General features: G+C 70.9%; 15 protein-coding genes. 12 read left to right on the top strand and 3 right to left on the bottom strand.

Features of this window, described 5'->3' with window-relative positions; translation table 11 throughout:
* Positions 1-41: 41 nt before the first annotated feature.
* The 3 genes from KVF89_RS07975 to KVF89_RS07965 form a co-directional block, all read right to left on the bottom strand.
* On the bottom strand, positions 42-890 hold the full coding sequence (locus KVF89_RS07975) for an ABC transporter permease (protein ID WP_257424714.1): 849 nt from the start codon (positions 888-890) through the stop codon (positions 42-44).
* Positions 887-1,720 (bottom strand): ABC transporter ATP-binding protein, encoded by an 834-nt coding sequence (locus tag KVF89_RS07970; protein WP_257424713.1) that lies wholly within the window; start codon positions 1,718-1,720, stop codon positions 887-889. Before KVF89_RS07970 ends, KVF89_RS07975 begins: the two co-directional genes overlap by 4 nt.
* Positions 1,721-1,835: 115 nt before the next feature.
* A complete protein-coding gene (locus tag KVF89_RS07965) occupies positions 1,836-3,443 on the bottom strand; it encodes a thiamine pyrophosphate-binding protein (RefSeq protein ID WP_257424712.1) in 1,608 nt (535 codons plus the stop codon).
* 178 nt (positions 3,444-3,621) lie between these two features.
* Here KVF89_RS07965 and KVF89_RS07960 point away from each other — a divergent pair, with 178 nt between their 5' ends.
* The 12 genes from KVF89_RS07960 (at position 3,622) to KVF89_RS07905 (ending at position 15,229) form a co-directional block, all read left to right on the top strand.
* A complete protein-coding gene (locus KVF89_RS07960; RefSeq protein WP_257424710.1) occupies positions 3,622-4,155 on the top strand; it encodes a 2,4'-dihydroxyacetophenone dioxygenase family protein in 534 nt (177 codons plus the stop codon).
* 48 nt (positions 4,156-4,203) lie between these two features.
* A complete protein-coding gene (locus tag KVF89_RS07955; RefSeq protein ID WP_257424708.1) occupies positions 4,204-4,971 on the top strand; it encodes an SDR family NAD(P)-dependent oxidoreductase in 768 nt (255 codons plus the stop codon).
* Positions 4,972-5,071: 100 nt separating this feature from the next.
* Positions 5,072-6,325: an acetyl-CoA C-acetyltransferase gene (locus tag KVF89_RS07950; RefSeq protein ID WP_257424706.1), complete on the top strand. Its 1,254-nt coding sequence runs from the start codon at positions 5,072-5,074 to the stop codon at positions 6,323-6,325.
* A 63-nt stretch (positions 6,326-6,388) separates the two neighbouring features.
* Positions 6,389-8,383, top strand: a complete 1,995-nt coding sequence (locus tag KVF89_RS07945) for an acetoacetate--CoA ligase (protein ID WP_257424704.1) — start codon at positions 6,389-6,391, stop codon at positions 8,381-8,383.
* Positions 8,384-8,425: 42 nt separating this feature from the next.
* Complete coding sequence (locus KVF89_RS07940) at positions 8,426-8,929, top strand: MaoC family dehydratase (RefSeq protein ID WP_257424702.1); 504 nt, start codon at positions 8,426-8,428, stop codon at positions 8,927-8,929.
* 7 nt (positions 8,930-8,936) lie between these two features.
* On the top strand, positions 8,937-10,094 hold the full coding sequence (locus KVF89_RS07935) for a thiolase family protein (protein WP_257424700.1): 1,158 nt from the start codon (positions 8,937-8,939) through the stop codon (positions 10,092-10,094).
* Positions 10,091-10,606, top strand: a complete 516-nt coding sequence (locus KVF89_RS07930) for a Zn-ribbon domain-containing OB-fold protein (protein WP_257424698.1) — start codon at positions 10,091-10,093, stop codon at positions 10,604-10,606. Before KVF89_RS07935 ends, KVF89_RS07930 begins: the two co-directional genes overlap by 4 nt.
* Positions 10,607-10,639: 33 nt before the next feature.
* A complete protein-coding gene (locus tag KVF89_RS07925) occupies positions 10,640-11,434 on the top strand; it encodes an MBL fold metallo-hydrolase (protein ID WP_257424697.1) in 795 nt (264 codons plus the stop codon).
* 167 nt (positions 11,435-11,601) lie between these two features.
* Positions 11,602-12,123 (top strand): acetyl-CoA carboxylase biotin carboxyl carrier protein, encoded by a 522-nt coding sequence (accB, locus tag KVF89_RS07920; RefSeq protein WP_257424692.1) that lies wholly within the window; start codon positions 11,602-11,604, stop codon positions 12,121-12,123.
* A gap of 2 nt (positions 12,124-12,125) precedes the next feature.
* Positions 12,126-13,604, top strand: coding sequence for a hydroxymethylglutaryl-CoA lyase-like TIM-barrel protein (locus KVF89_RS07915; RefSeq protein ID WP_257424691.1), 1,479 nt, complete (start codon positions 12,126-12,128; stop codon positions 13,602-13,604).
* A gap of 24 nt (positions 13,605-13,628) precedes the next feature.
* A complete protein-coding gene (locus KVF89_RS07910) occupies positions 13,629-14,840 on the top strand; it encodes a CaiB/BaiF CoA transferase family protein (protein WP_257424689.1) in 1,212 nt (403 codons plus the stop codon).
* Positions 14,841-14,854: 14 nt separating this feature from the next.
* Positions 14,855-15,229 (top strand): Zn-ribbon domain-containing OB-fold protein, encoded by a 375-nt coding sequence (locus tag KVF89_RS07905; protein ID WP_257424688.1) that lies wholly within the window; start codon positions 14,855-14,857, stop codon positions 15,227-15,229.

The following is a 15,229-nucleotide window of genomic DNA, read 5'->3' as shown; positions in this document are numbered from 1 at the left end:
CCCCGGGGTCGGCGGGTGGTGGGATGTCCTATGTCCTGTCTCTACTTGGGGACGATGGAGCGGGGCATCACCCGGTGGAGCGTGCTGACGGCCAGGTGGAGGATCGCTCCCGCCACGGCCAGGACGATCAGGACGGCGTAGACAGCAGCTGAGTCGCCGTACGCCGCGCGTTCGGTGATGACGCGACCCAGGCCGTACTCGGTGCCGACGATCTCGGCGGTGATGACACCCAGGAGGGCGCCGACCACGGCGATGTCGAGGGCGGGGAAGACGTACGACATAGCCCGGGGGAACCGCAGGTGACGCAGCTCCTGCCGCTTGCTCGCCCCGACGCTTCGCATGAGGTTGTGCTCGTCGGGGTCGACGTCGATGAGCCCGGCCATGGTGGCGCTGATGACCGGGAAGACGGCGAGCGAGGCGCCGATGATGATCTTCGGTGCGTCGCCGTAGCCGAGCCAGACGACGAAGAGCGGGGCGACTGCGATCTTCGGGAAGGCCTGGAACGCCAGGATGTAGGGGTAGACGGCGGTCTTGATCGAGGCGACGAACGCCATGATCGAGCCGCCGACGATCCCGAGCACCAGGCCGATGGCGAAGCTCCACAGAGTGCCGCGGGCGCTGGACAGGATGTCCTCGTTCCACACGCCGCCGAGTACGTAGCTGTCGAGGGCGTCCCACACGTCGCCGGGCGCTGGCACGATGAGCGGGGACACCATGTCGCGAGACGTGGTGTACCACCAGGCCAGCAGCACGACGGCCGGCACGATGAGCCGCAGCCCGACGTTCTTCGCGACCGCCGAGCCGCGGTTCGCGGTGGGGAGGGCGTCTGGCTGGGCCTTGCGGCGGCGTGGGACCTTCGTCGTGCTCGTGGGCTCTGCGGTCATGGTCATGCGGACTCACCTCCGAGGGCGCCGGCTTTGCTGAAGTGGGAGCGGATGGCGCTGACCATCTCGAAGAACTGGGGGTCGGTGCGCAGCGCGGACGTGCGCGGGCGGGGCAGGTCGATGTCGACGACCGTCTCGATGCGGCCCGGTCGTGGGGCCATCACGGCGACGCGGTCGGAGAGGTAGACCGCCTCGCTGATGTTGTGGGTGACGAAGATGACCGTCTTGGGGTGGCCGGTCCACAGGCGGAGGAGCTCGTCGTGGAGCACCTCGCGGGTGAACTCGTCGAGAGCCGAGAACGGCTCGTCCATCAGCAGCACCTTCGGCTCGCCGGCCAGGGCACGGGCGATGGAGACCCGCTGCTGCATGCCACCCGACAGCTCGCTGGGGTAGCGGTCCTTGAAGTCGGCCAGGCCGATGAACTCCAGCAGCTCGGCGGCCCGCTGGCGGGTCTGCTTCGTCAGCGTGCCGGCGATCCTGGCCGGGAGGAGGACGTTCTGCTCGACGGTGTACCACTTGAGCAGTGCGGCCTTCTGGAAGACGACGGAGACCTGCGGGTCCGGCTTCGTGACCTTTCGCTCACCGACGACGACGCTGCCGCCGGTGGCGTGGTCGAGGCCGGCGATCAGCTTCAGCAAGGTGGTCTTGCCGCAGCCGCTGGGGCCCACGAGGCTGACGAACTCGCCAGGCTTCACGACCAGCTCCGTGGGGCGCAGCGCCTCCACCGGGGACGCGCCCCGGCGCAGGTAGGTCTTGGCCGCTGAGTCGATCGCGATCTGCTCGGCACCGCCCACATGCGGGTGGGCGACGAGGTTCTCGGGTGGTGCAGAGACCATCAGGACTCCGTTTCATCGAGGGGTGTGAGCGCGGTCACATCCCGGTTCGGACAACATCTTGTTGGTTCAATCGCCAACATGTCAATGGATCGGCGGGAGGGGTTTGCGGCGCGCGTCAGAGGAACGAGCCCGGGACGTCGTACGGGTCCACCTGGACGTCGATCAGGACCGGTCGGTCCCGCTCGGCGACCCGGCTGAGGGCGGCGTCGAGGTCCTCGAGAGAGCGCACGGTGATGCCGTGCGCGCCCAGGGACTCGGCGACCGGGGCGAAGTCGGGCCAGTCGAAGGTCGAGATCGCCGGGTCGAGGCCCTTGTGCACCAGCTGGACGTGCTCGGCGCCGTAGGCCCGGTCGTTGACCATCACCAGCACCAGGTCGGTGCCGGCGCGCACGGCGGTGTTGAGCTCGTTGAGGCCGGCGCTCATGAAGCCGCCGTCGCCGACCACGGCCAGCACCGGTCGCCCGGGCGCGCCGGCGTAGGCGCCGATCGCGTTGCCGAGGCCGAGGCCGATCGAGGCGAAGCTGCACGTGTGGACGTACGCCGACGGATGCGGTGCGCCGAGCTCGGCGTAGGCGGTGAGGATGAACCGGCCGTCGTCGACCACCAGCGTCCGGTCGGCCGGGAAGGCCTCGTCGATCCGGCGCAGGACGGCCACCACGTCGAGGCCGCCGGTATGCGTCGTGCGCAGGGCCGGACGCGGGGCCTTGAGGGCGAGGGCCAGGTCGTCATCGGCGAAGCCGGTGGGGGAGTGCTCGATCTCGTCCAGCAGCTCCACGAGCGCGTCGGCCACGGCACCGGCGTCGCCGACCACGCCCACGTCCGCCGAGGACCACAGGTCGGGACGGGCGGGGTCGGTGTCGACGTGGATGACGCGCTTGCCCCGGAGCAGTGAGCCCTCGGCGGTGGTGAAGTCGTTGAGCGCGGCGCCGAAGGCCACCACGCAGTCGGCCCGGTCCATCGTGGCGAGCGCGGTCGCGTGCGACAGCGTGCCACAGATGCCGAGGTCGTGGCGGTGGCCGGAGAACAGGCCCTTGCCGCGCAGTGAGGTGGCCATCGGGGCGCCGAGGCGCTCGGCGAGGGCGACGAGCGCCTCGCGGGAGTGGCGGGCGCCGCGGCCGCCGAGGACCACCGGGCGGCGGGCCGCGGCCAGGATGCCGGTGGCCTCCTCGAGGGCGTCCTGGTCGGGGCGCGTACGACGGTGGCGCACGGACGCGGACGGCGCCGGGACGTAGTCGACATCGGTCCACTGGAAGGTGATCGGGATGTTCAGCACGACCGGCCGCGACTCGGCCTCGGCTCGGCGCAGCGCGCGGGCGAGGTCCGTCGCGACGTTCTGCGGCGTCGTCGCGGGCTCCCAGCCGGCGCCGCTGACCTGAACCACGCTGTGCTGGTCGATGCTCTGCAGGTGGCCGCGCACCTGGGGATCGGTGTCGCCGGCGATGAGCAGGACCGGCATCCGGGCCCGTGTCGCGTCGACCAGCGCCGTGAGCGCGTTGGTGAGGGCAGGGCCGTGGGTCACGGTGGCGACGCCGACCTTGTCGGCGGTCGAGGCGTAGCCGGTCGCGGCGAGGACGCCGGCCCCCTCGTGGGCCGCCGCGACGTAGTGGCCGCCGGCGCGCTCCCAGGCCTCCATGAAGTAGAGGTTCGCGTCGCCGAGGACGCCGAAGACGTCGGTGATCCCCTGGTCGGCCATCGCCCGGGCCAGTGCCTGGTGGTAGTACATCGAGGTCCTTCCGGCGGTAGGTGCACCTGTGATAGAAGTGATGCCCGGCACACACAACAGGCTGTTGTCCAATTCGTCAAGGTGTCATTCGAAAATCGGATCACCCCCGCTGAATGTGAGATGGGTCATCCGGCCCGCACTCCGGCGCGGGTGTCCGAGAAGGAGAACGAGGATCCAGATGCGCGCGCCAGCACCACCCGACCAGGACGCCGTCCCCTATGCCGGTGACCCACTGCCCTTCGTCGTCGACGACCTGGTCGTCGGGGGCGCGCTGCACGACGACGTCGACGAGCGGCTCTGGGTGCCGCAGGCGCCGGGCGTCGACTTCCGGCCGCTGCTGCTCAACGTGACCCAGGGCTACTGGGTCAACATCCTGCGGGTCCGCCGCTCCGGCATCCTGTCGCGCCACCGCCACGCCGGCCCGGTCCACGCGCTGACGCTGAGGGGCCGCTGGCACTACCTCGAGCACGACTGGTGGGCCGAGCAGGGCTCCTACGCCTTCGAGCCGCCCGGCGACATCCACACGCTCGAGGTGCCGGAGGACTGCGACGAGATGCGGACCCTCTTCCACGTCTCCGGCGCCTACATCTATGTCGACGTCGACGGTGCTCCCGTCGGGGTCGAGGACGTCTTCTCCAAGCTCACCGCCGCCCGCGACCACTACGCGGCCAACGGCCTGGGTGTCGGGGCCGCCGAGGCCCTCGTGCGCTGAGCCCCGCCTCCAGATCTCTGCCATCAACCCCTGAACCGGAGTCCTGACATGACCGATCGACTGAAGAACAAGACCGTCCTCGTGACCGGAGCCCTCGGTGGCATCGGCTCGGCGACCATCGCTCTCGCCGCCCGCGAGGGCGCCGGCACCGTCGTCCTCGCCGATCTCGACGGCGCCCGGGTCGATGCCGTCGCCGCCGAGCTGTGCGAGCGGGGTGTCGGCGCCGTCGGCATCGCCCTCGACGTCGCCTCGGAGGCGTCCTGGGAGTCGCTCGTCTCCCGGCTCGAGGGCGAGGTCGGCGGCGTCGACGTGCTCGTCAACAACGCCGGCATCACCAACCGGTTCGGCGTTCTCGAGACCAAGGTCGAGGACTGGGACCGGGTCCTCGCGGTCAACCTCACTGGGGTCTTCCTTGGCATGAAGCACGCCGGCCGCTCCATGGTCGGCAACCGCGGCGGCAGCATCGTCAACGTCGCCTCGTTCGCGTCCTACACCGGCTACCGCGCGGCGTCGTACGCCGCCTCGAAGTGGGCTGTGCGAGGCCTGACCCAGACGGCCGCCGACGAGCTCGGCTCCCGTGGCGTGCGGGTCAACTCGGTCTCGCCCGGCTTCGTGCCGACCCCGCTGACGGAGAACGCGCCCAACCTGGTCCGCTCCTTCAGCGACGCCACGCCGCTCGGCCGCACCTGCGCGCCCGAGGACATCGCGGCAGCCGTGGTCTACCTCGCCAGCGACGACTCGTCGTACGTCTGCGGGCACGATCTGCTCGTCGACGGGGGCTTCATGTCGAACACGATCCGCGACGTCAGGGCCTGAGGGACGGGCGGTCCCGAAGTAAGCGTTGACACATCGACGATTGAGTCGTCACTATGTTGACCGAGATGCGTGACACCCGTCACGTCAGCGAGGAGGGGTCATGTCGGACCGTGCCGTGATCGTCGCCGCGGCGCGCTCGCCCATGGGGCGCGCCTACAAGGGAGCCTTCGCCGGGACCCGTCCCGAGGATCTCGGGCGCCAGGTCGTCGAGGCGGCTCTGGCGCAGGTGCCCGAGCTCGACCCGCACACCATCGACGACCTCGTCCTCGGCTGCGGCCAGCCCGGCGGCGAGCACGGCAGCAACATCAGCCGGGTCATCGCCGTCCAGCTGGGCCTCGACACGGTGCCGGGCATGACGATCACCCGCTACTGCTCGGCCTCGATCCAGGCACTGCGCACCGCGCATCACGCGATCATGGCCGGCGAGGGCGACGTGTTCGTCACGGGCGGCCTCGAGCTCGAGAGCCGGCACCGCCGTGGCACCAGTGACTACCTCCCCGCCGACGCGCAGGCGCTGGTCGGCGGCTCGTGGAAGCACCACGGCTTCGACGAGGCCGACGAGCGGGCCCGGGCCCGCGAGGAGGCGGGCGAGCCCTGGAGCGACCCGCGCGAGCGTGGCGAGCTGCCCTACGTCTACATGGAGATGGGCCGTACCGCCGAGAACGTCGCCGGGCTGCGCGGGATCTCGCGGCGGGCACAGGACGAGTTCGCCCTGCACAGCCAGCACAAGGCCGAGGCGGCCATCGCGGCCGGCTTCTTCAAGACCGACATCACCCCGGTCCGCAACGCGGCGGGCGAGTGGATCAGCGAGGACGAGTCGCCCCGGGCCGGCTCGACGATCGAGAGGCTCGCGGCGCTCCAGCCCGTGTTCCGCCCCGCCGAGGACGGCGGCACCGTCACCGCCGGCAACGCCTGCCCGCTCAACGACGGCGCCGCCTCGATCATCGTCATGCGCGAGTCGCGCGCTCTCGAGCTCGGCATCAGGCCGCGGGCCCGCATCGTCGCCGGCGGCGTCAGCGCCCTCTCGCCCGAGATCATGGGCCTGGCGCCGGTCGAGGCGTCCCGCCAGGCGATGCGTCGCGCCGGCATGAGCATCGGCGACATCGACCTGGTCGAGCTCAACGAGGCCTTCGCGGCGCAGGCGATCCCGTGCGCCGCCGATCTCGGCGTGCCCGACGACAGGCTCAACGTGCAGGGCGGCTCGATCGCCATCGGCCACCCGTTCGCCATGACCGGCACCCGCCTGGTGACCACCCTCCTGCACTCCCTCGAAGCCCGCGACCAGTCGACGGGCCTGGCCACGATGTGTGTCGCCGGTGGTCAGGGCATGGCCATCGTCATCGAGCGTGTCTAGGCCCCACGCCGGCACCCTCTCGCCCCTCTGCCCGACCCTCTGCCGAACCAGGAGCCTCCTGCTGTGACCCTCACTGCCGCGCCCGACCAGGACCAGGTGCCCTCCGAGGTGCTGTGGACGCCGGCCGACCGTCGTCGTCCCACCGCGCTCGAGGGCTTCCTGGCCCGGCTCACCAGGGACCACGACCTCTCCTTCGACGACTACGACGCCTTCCTGGCCTGGTCGATCGAACAGCACGACGTGTTCTGGTCGCGGTTGTGGGACTGGGGGGGCCTGCCGGGCGTCGGTCACGTGGCGCTGCGCCCTGAGCAGCGCGACCAGGTCTTCAAGCCGCGGTGGTTCCCGGGTGCGGAGCTCAACTACGCCGAGTGGATGCTCGCGATGCCGGGCCTCGCCGACGGCGACCCCGCGCTCCTCGGCTACTCCGACAGCCGCCCGGACACGACGCTGACCGCTGCCGGGCTGCGCGACCTCGTCGGCCGGATCCAGGCAGGCCTGCGCGCGGCCGGCGTCGGCCGTGGTGACCGCGTCGCCGCCTACCTCCCCAACATCCCCGAGACCGTCGCGCTGCTCGTCGCCACCGCCGGCCTCGGCGCCGTCTTCACCTCCTGCGCGCCGGAGTTCGGCGTGCAGAGCGTGATCGACCGCTGGCGCCAGATCGAGCCGAAGGTCGTCGTCGCGATCGACGGCTACCGGTACGGCGCGAAGGCCGTCGCCCGTCACGAGGAGGTCGCGTCCATCGTGGCGTCGCTGCCCTCGGTCGGCCACCTGGTCGTGCTGCCCTACCTCTCCGGCGCGCCGGCCGTCGAGGGTGCCACCCAGACGTGGGCCGAGCTCACCGCGAGTCCCACCGAGCCGACGACCGAGCGGGTGTCGTTCGACCACCCGCTCTACATCCTCTTCTCCTCCGGCACGACCGGCCTGCCCAAGGCGATCATGCACGGCCACGGCGGCATCACCCTGGAGCATCTCAAGTCGCTGTCGTTCGCGCACGACGTACACAGCCGCGACCGGGTCTTCTGGCAGACCACCACCGGCTGGATGATGTGGAACCTCGTGGTGTCGGGACTCGGGCTCGGCGCCACGGTGGTCACCAGCGACGTCAACCCGACCGCTCCCGACGTGGGCGCGCTGTGGCGGATCGCCGACCGCGCCGGCATCACCCATTTCGGCACCTCGCCCGGCTTCCTCCAGCTGTGCCGCAAGGCCGGCTTCGTGCCGCGCGAGCAGGTCGACACCTCCGCGATCCTCCAGCTCGGCGTCACCGGCACCGCGTGTCCCGGCGACCTCGCGGCCTGGGCATGCGCGTCGATCTCCGACGACGTGCGCCTCATGTCCGGCTCCGGCGGCACCGACATCTGCTCCGGCTTCGTCGGCGACTCCCCGAGCCAGGACGTCCGCACCGGCCGGATGGCCTCGGCCTACCCCGGAGTGGCGGTGAGCGCCTACGCACCGGACGGCACGGAGCTGGTCGGAGAGCAGGGTGAGCTTGTCATCACCAAGCCGATGCCCTCCATGCCCGTCGGCTTCTGGGGCGACGAGGGCGACGCGCGCTACCGGGACGCCTACTTCGACGACTTCGCGGGGGTGTGGCGCCACGGCGACTGGATCACCTTCTGGCCCGACGGCTCGTGTGCGATCTACGGCCGCTCCGACGCCACCCTCAACCGGGACGGGGTGCGCCTCGGGACGGCCGAGTACTACGAGCTGTTGGACGCGATGCCGGGGGTCGAGGACGCCCTCGTCGTCCACGCCGAGCGCAGCCCCGGCGAGGGCGGCAAGCTGCTGCTCTTCGTCGTGCTCACCGAGGGCACCTCGATGGACGAGGACCTGCTCGGGAGGATCCGTGACGCGATCAAGACCAGGCTCTCACCTCGCCATCTGCCCGACGAGGTGCTCGCGATCCGCGACGTGCCGCGCAATCTCACCGGCAAGCGGCTCGAGGTGCCGGTGAAGAAGATCCTCGAGGGTGCGGCCGTCACCGACGTCGCCACCTCGGGCGCGATGCAGAACCCCGGTTCGCTGGACCAGTTCACCGCATTCGCGGTCCGGTCCTGACTGCAGTTCCCCACGTAGTCCCTATTGAGGAGAAGCGCCACCATGCCCGACGTCACCTACGACGAGAACAACTCCGTCTGGAACACCACCTTCCTCGGCCGCCCGCTGGTGGTCGGCGAGAGCGCGGAGCGCACCCGGACCATCACCCAGGACGATGTCGACGCGTTCGCGAAGGCCAGCGGCGACTACAACCCGCTCCACTTCGACGACGCCTTCATCGAGGACTCGACGATGTTCGAGGGTCGGATCTCCCACGGCGGCCTGATCATCGGCGCCATCAGCGAGGTCGGCGCCCAGGACATCCCCGGCCCGGGCAGCGTGTTCCTCTCGGTCAGCTGGCGCTTCGTCGCTCCGGTCTACATCCCCGACGAGGTCGTCTCCCGAGTCGAGGTGCTCGAGGTGCGCCACGACAAGCCGATCGCCAAGCTCAAGCAGACCGTGACCCGCTCCGACGGCCAGGTCGTGCTCGAGGGCGAGGTGCTGACCTACATGTCGCCCCGCAAGTCGCTGCTCGCGGCTGCGGAGGCCGAGACGAGCGAGGGCTGAGCCCCCCGTGAGAGCACCCCTTGCCACGATCGTCGGCATCGGCGAGCTGACCCCGCGACGGTCCACCACCGGTGAGAGCTCCCTCGGCCTGATGGCCGAGGCCGCCGCCCTGGCGGTGGCCGACGCGGGGCTCGGACCCGAGGACGTCGATGGTCTCCTCGTCGGCCAGCAGTACGGCGAGATCCCGATGCACGTGCCCGCATCCGTCGCGGAGTACCTCGGCCTGCGCCCGACGGCGGCCAATGTCGTCGACCTCGGCGGCGCCAGCGCCGCCGGCATGGTCTGGCGGGCAGCGGCGGCCATCCGGGCCGGGATGTGCGAGGTGGTGCTCTGCGTGGGTGGCGCCGCGCGACCGGCGACCGGCTTCCCGAGGTCGAGCTATCGCGCGCCGATCCGCGAGTACGACGTCCCTTTCGGTGCCAGCGGCGCCAACACGACGTACGCCATGATCGCCCAGGCCCACATGGACACCTACGGCACGACGGCGGAGGAGCTCGCCGAGATCGCCGTCCGGTCCCGCGCCAACGCGCAGCTCAACCCGGCGGCGATCTTCCACGGCAGGCCGATCACCGTCGAGGACGTGCTGGCCTCGCCGATGATCAGCGCGCCGATCCACATGCTGGAGGCCGTCATGGAGGCCGCCGGCGCCAGCGCCCTGGTGGTCGTCTCGCCCGAGCGGGCGCGCGGCCTCGGCCGCGCCGGCGCCCACCTGCTGGGCGCGGGGGAGAAGGTGACCCACCGCGCTCTCTCCGGCGCGCCCGCGATCACGACCGGCCCGCTCAAGGACGCCATGGCCCATGCCATGGCGCAGGCCGAGGTCGGGCTCGCCGACCTCGGCAACTACCAGCTCTACGACTGCTACACGATCGTCGTCGGCATCACCATCGAGGACCTCGGCGTCGTCGCGCCCGGCAAGTTCGGGCCCTGGCTCGCCGACCACGACTTCTCGCCGACCGGCGACTTCCCGATGAACACCCACGGTGGCCAGCTCGGCTTCAGTCAGTGTGGCCTCGCCGGCCCGATGTCCCATGTCGTCGAGGCGGTTCGCCAGCTTCGCGGCGAGGCGGGGGAGCGGCAGATCCCGGACCCCCGGCTGAGCATGGTCACCGGCAACGGCGCGACCCTCAGCGAGGCCGCCGCGCTCGTGCTGGGAGGGACCTCATGAGTCTGCGGGGCGAACGGGCCTACGCCGACCTCTCCGTCGCGCCGCCGACGCCGACGGCCGAGTCCCGGCCCTGGTGGGACGCGCTGCGCGCGGGGCGGCTCACCGTCCAGACGTGCGGCGCGTGCGGCACGGCTCAGGGCTATCCACGCACCCGCTGCGTGCGCTGTTGGTCGGCCGAGCTGTCGTTCGTCGAGGCGACCGGACGCGCCGAGCTGGTGACCCACTCCGAGGTGCATCGTCCCGGCCAGGCCTCGTGGGGCGCGGTCACGCCCTACTACGTCGGCCTGGTGCGGCTCGAGGAGGGTGCCACGCTGCTGACCCACCTGCTCACCGACGTACTCCCGGAGGGGCGCCGGCCCCGCGTCGGCGACCGCTGCGATGTCGTACCTGTGCAGGTCGGGGAGTGGGTGCTGCCGTTCTTCAGGGTCGCCGGCGTTCGGCCCGGGCTGCCGGTCCGCGACGGACACGATGCGGTGGAATCGACAGTCACGGATCTGGTGCCGCCCGAGTGAGCACCGCAACCCGCCCAACGACAGGAGCCGGACATGGCTGACAAGGTGAGCCTCTACACACTCGGGGTGGGTGACGCCTTCACCACCCGGCACTTCAACACCCACGTCCTGATGGACATCGACGGCCGCGAGGTCTTCTTGGACTGTCCGCCCTACCTGCCCAAGATGCTGGCGACCAACAACCGCGAGGGCACCCGGCAGGTGGAGCACACGCAGTACCGGGAGATCTTCATCACCCACATGCACGCCGACCACGTGAACGGGCTCGAGGAGCTGGCCTACCTCCAGTACTACGTCACGGAGAACCCGATCAAGCTCTACGCCCCGCAGTGGCTGCTGAGCGACATCTGGTCGAGCCTGCGGCCCTCGCTGGAGGAGTCCGCTCGCGGTGACGGCGGCCTGGCCAACTTCGACTGGTTCTTCGACGCCCAGCCGATCGAGAACGGCATGGATCTCGGCGGCTTCACCGTGGAGTTCACCGAGACCCGCCACCACCCGCGCTGCCTGCAGTACAAGTTCGACTTCGGCGGCACGAAGTTCGGCTACGCGCCGGACGCCGGCGTCGACAAGCAGAAGTGGGCGTGGTTCGACGACTGCGACCTGGTCATGCACGACGCCTGGTTCGGTCCGACCGATGCCCTCGGCGCCGACATCCGCAACCTGCACTCGCCGGTCGAGGACCTGCTGTCGATGCCGGAGGACTTCCAGCGCAAGACCCTGATGGTGCACTACGCCGACGGCGCGTACGGCGACGACCCCGACCGGCCCAGCGAGGACATCGGGCACTACCGGCTGGCCCGGCAGTTCCACACGTACGACCTGAAGTAGCCCCCTCGGCGGACCAGCGCGGGGGCGAGCTCGTCCCGTCCCCGCGCCGGCTGGTCGCACCCACAAGAGACGACATAGTGTCTCTTGACACGACACTATGTTGTCTCTTAGCGTGACAGATGTCACTGACCGGTCGGTCCGGCAGTGCTGAGACGAAGGACAAGACGATGGCCAAGGCCCCCGGCAAGACCACCTCCAGCGGCTCCTCCGAGGGGCTCACCTTCGACACCGTGGTCGAGCTGCTGACGATGCTCGACGGCTCGGACCTCCCGACCCGGATCGTCTACAAGGACGGCCCCCTGCGTCTCGAGGTCGAGCGCGGCACCAGCTCCGCCCCGGTCGTCGTCGCAGCTCCTCCCGTCGCCCCCGCTGTGGCCGTCGCCCCGACTCCGGCACCCCAGGACGCCGTCGCGGCACCGGCCGCGACTCCGGCGCCTGCCACCGAGGGCCGCGGCGAGCCGGTCGCGGCCCCGATCGCCGGCGTCTTCTACCGCGCGCCCAGCCCGGACGCCCCGCCGTTCGTCGAGGTCGGCCAGCAGGTCGGCGCCGACGACGTCATCGGCATCGTCGAGGTGATGAAGCTGATGAACACGGTCCGGGCGGGTGTCGCCGGCACGGTCGTGGAGGTCTGCGTGGACAACGCCGAGCTCGTCGAGTTCGAGCAGGTGCTGGTCCGGATCGAGGCCTGAGCGTGTCGGACACGACGAGCGAGCAGCTCACCCTCCAGGTCGCCGACGAGACCTTCCGCGACGGCCCGCAGTCCCTGTGGGCGAACCGGCTCCGGACCCGGCACATGCTGCCGGCAGCGCCGCATGCCGCCAACGCCGGCTTCGCCCGCAGCAACCTGCTCAGCGGCGTCGGCTTCGAGGTCGCGGTCTCCTTCCTCGAGGAGAACCCGCTCGACAGGTTCCGCCTGCTGCGCGAGCTGATGGGGGACACGCCGAGCACGATCCTGGTCCGCAGCCGCAACCTCTTCGGCTGGACCCGCTACAGCGACGATGTCGTGACTTTCTTCCTCGAGTACCTCGCCGGCCTCGGTCTCGACGAGTTCGAGGTCTTCGACGCGCTCAACGACACCCGCAATGTCGAGCACCACATCCGTGAGGGTCGTCGACTCGGCATGCACACCTCCGCCTGCCTGACCTTCTCCGAGTCGCCGGTCCACACCGACGAGTACTTCGCCAGCAAGGCCAAGGAGTACGCGGCGTACGGCGCCTCGGGGATCCTGCTCTACGACGCCTGCGGCGTGCTGCGGCCCGAGCGGATCGCCCCGCTGGTCGCCGCGATCCGCGGCGCGGCTCCCGGCCTGCCGATCGAGATGAACGTCCACGACCAGACCGGCCTCGCGCTCGAGTGCTACCGCGAGGCGCTGCGCAACGGCGTCACGGCGCTGTCCAGCGCCGCCCGCTCCGTCGCCGGCAGCAACTCCGTCCCGGCCACCGCCGATCTCGTGGCGCTGGCGAAGGAGGAGGGCGTCCGCGTCGACCTCGACGAGGACGAGGTCGCCTGGATGGACTCCTACTTCAGCTACGTGGCCTACGACTACGGCAAGGACCTCGCCCCCCACGTGGAGTACGACGAGGACAACTACCGCTCCTACGTCGGCCACCAGATCCCCGGCGGGATGATGTCCCACTACGTCGGCCAGCTCGAGGCACTCGGCCTCATCGACCGCCTCCCCGAGGTGCTCGAGGAGGCGGCCCGGGTGCGCGTCGACCTCGGCTGCCCCGGCATGGTGACGCCGTTCAGCCAGCTCGTCGGGGTTCAGGCGATGCTCAACGTCCTCGACGGCAAGCGGTTCCACACCGTGCCGGCCGACCTGCGCACCTACGCGGCCGGTCACTACGGCGAGCCGCCCGGCCCGATCGACCCCGATGTTCTCGACAGGATCCTCGGCGACGCGCCCGCCGTCGACCCGATGGCCGCCTACGCCGAGCCGATGCTGCCCGGGATCCGGGCCGACCTGCCGGCGGACGCGACCGACGACGACGTCTTCTTCGCCCTGTTCTGCCAGCCCGCGCAGGTCGAGGCCATGAGGCAGCGGCCCGTCGACGAGCTGCCCGTGCGCGAGCTCAGCCCGCTCGGCGCCCTGGTCGGCCACCTCGCTGGCCGCGACGACATCTCCCGGCTCGACGTCCGTATCGACGTCGGCCGCCGACCCACCCACTGACCCACTCCGAGAAGGAGACCCACCGTGTCCAGACTGCCCCTCGAAGGCGTCCGCGTGGTCGCGCTCGAGCAGTACATCTCCGGCCCCTATTGCACGATGTGGCTGGCCGACGCCGGCGCCGAGGTGATCAAGGTCGAGCGCCCCGACGGCGGCGACCCGCGTCGCGTCTTCATGCCGCGGCTCGAGGGCGAGGACGGCGCGTCGGTCTCCGGCGGCTTCTTCTCCTTCAACCGCAACAAGATGTCGGTCACGCTCGACCTCGCGAGCGAGGAGGGCCGCCAGGCCTACCGGGCGCTCGTCGCCACCGCCGATGTCGTCGTGGAGAACCTCCGTCCCGGCGCCACCGACAAGCTGGGCATCGGCTACGCCGACCTCAGCAAGGACCACGCCGGCCTCATCTACGCCGCCGTGTCCGGCTACGGCCGCAGTGCGGGACCGTACGCCGGCCGCCCGGCGTTCGACGCCGCGATCCTCGGCATGGCCGGCATCACCCACGTGACCGGCAGCAGCGCCGACCTGCCGCCCGAGCTGCCGATGTACGGCCTCGCCGACATGACCACGGCGATCCTCACCGGCTACCAGATCCTGATGTCGCTCTTCGACCGCAGCCGCACCGGTCAGGGCCGCCTGATCGACGTGTCGATGTACGACACCATGGTCGCGCTCAACGAGCGCCCGCTGATGCAGCACGCCTTCACCGGCGACGTGATCACCCGCGGACCGGATCGCTTCCAGGCGCCGATGGGTGCCTACGAGTGCTCCGACGGCTTCATCTCCCTCGTCGTACCCAACGACCTGATGTGGCGCCGCGTCGCTGCGATCATCGGCCGCGCCGAGCTTGCCGACGACCCGAGCACCGCCACCGGCGCCGCCCGCGCCGCCAACCCCGACGCCTACCTCCCGGCGATGCTCGCCTGGATGAAGGAGCGCACCCGTGCCGAGGTCGTCGCCGAGTTCGAGAAGGGGGGCGTGCCGGCCGGCATCGTGCAGGACTCCGCCGACATCTCCGCGTGCCCCCATCTCGAGGCGCGCGGCATGTTCGTCCGCGTGCAGGACCCCGACGTCGGCGAGATCAAGATGCCGCACGCCCCCTTCACGATGAGCGACATGGGCCCGATCCCCGCCGGGACGGTGCCCCGCCTGGGTCAGGACAACGACGCCGTCCTCGGCGCCCTCGGCCTCGACTCCGAGCACATCGCCCGCGCCACCGGCGCGGTTCCCGCCGCGACCGCCTGACCTGGAGGACCACCATGACCAGCACCGAGACCGCGGCCCCGGTCGCCCTCACCGGGACGCACTGCGTCGCCTGCGACCGCGGCTTCTACCCCGGGCGCGACCTGTGCCCGACCTGCTGGGCGAGCGACCTGCCGGCCCACGACCTCGCGCCGACCGGCACCGTCGCCACCTGGACCGTCGTGCGGATGGGCAACCTCTTCGAGGTGCCCTACGCCCTGTGCTACGCCGACTTCGACGGCGACGTCCGGGTCCTGGGGCGCGTCGTGAACTGGGCCGAGGACCGGCCGCTCGCGCCCGGCATGACCGTGACCACCCACGCCGACGCCGAGACCGGCGACCACTTCTTCACCGTGGACCACGCGTCCGCGCCCACCGGGCAGGAGGCCTGA

Origin of the sequence: Nocardioides carbamazepini (assembly GCF_024614185.1) — a bacterium.
Classification (GTDB): Bacteria; Actinomycetota; Actinomycetes; order Propionibacteriales; family Nocardioidaceae; genus Nocardioides; species Nocardioides carbamazepini.
Note: the sequence above shows the minus strand (reverse complement) of the source record. Positions and strands in the feature narration are given on the sequence as shown.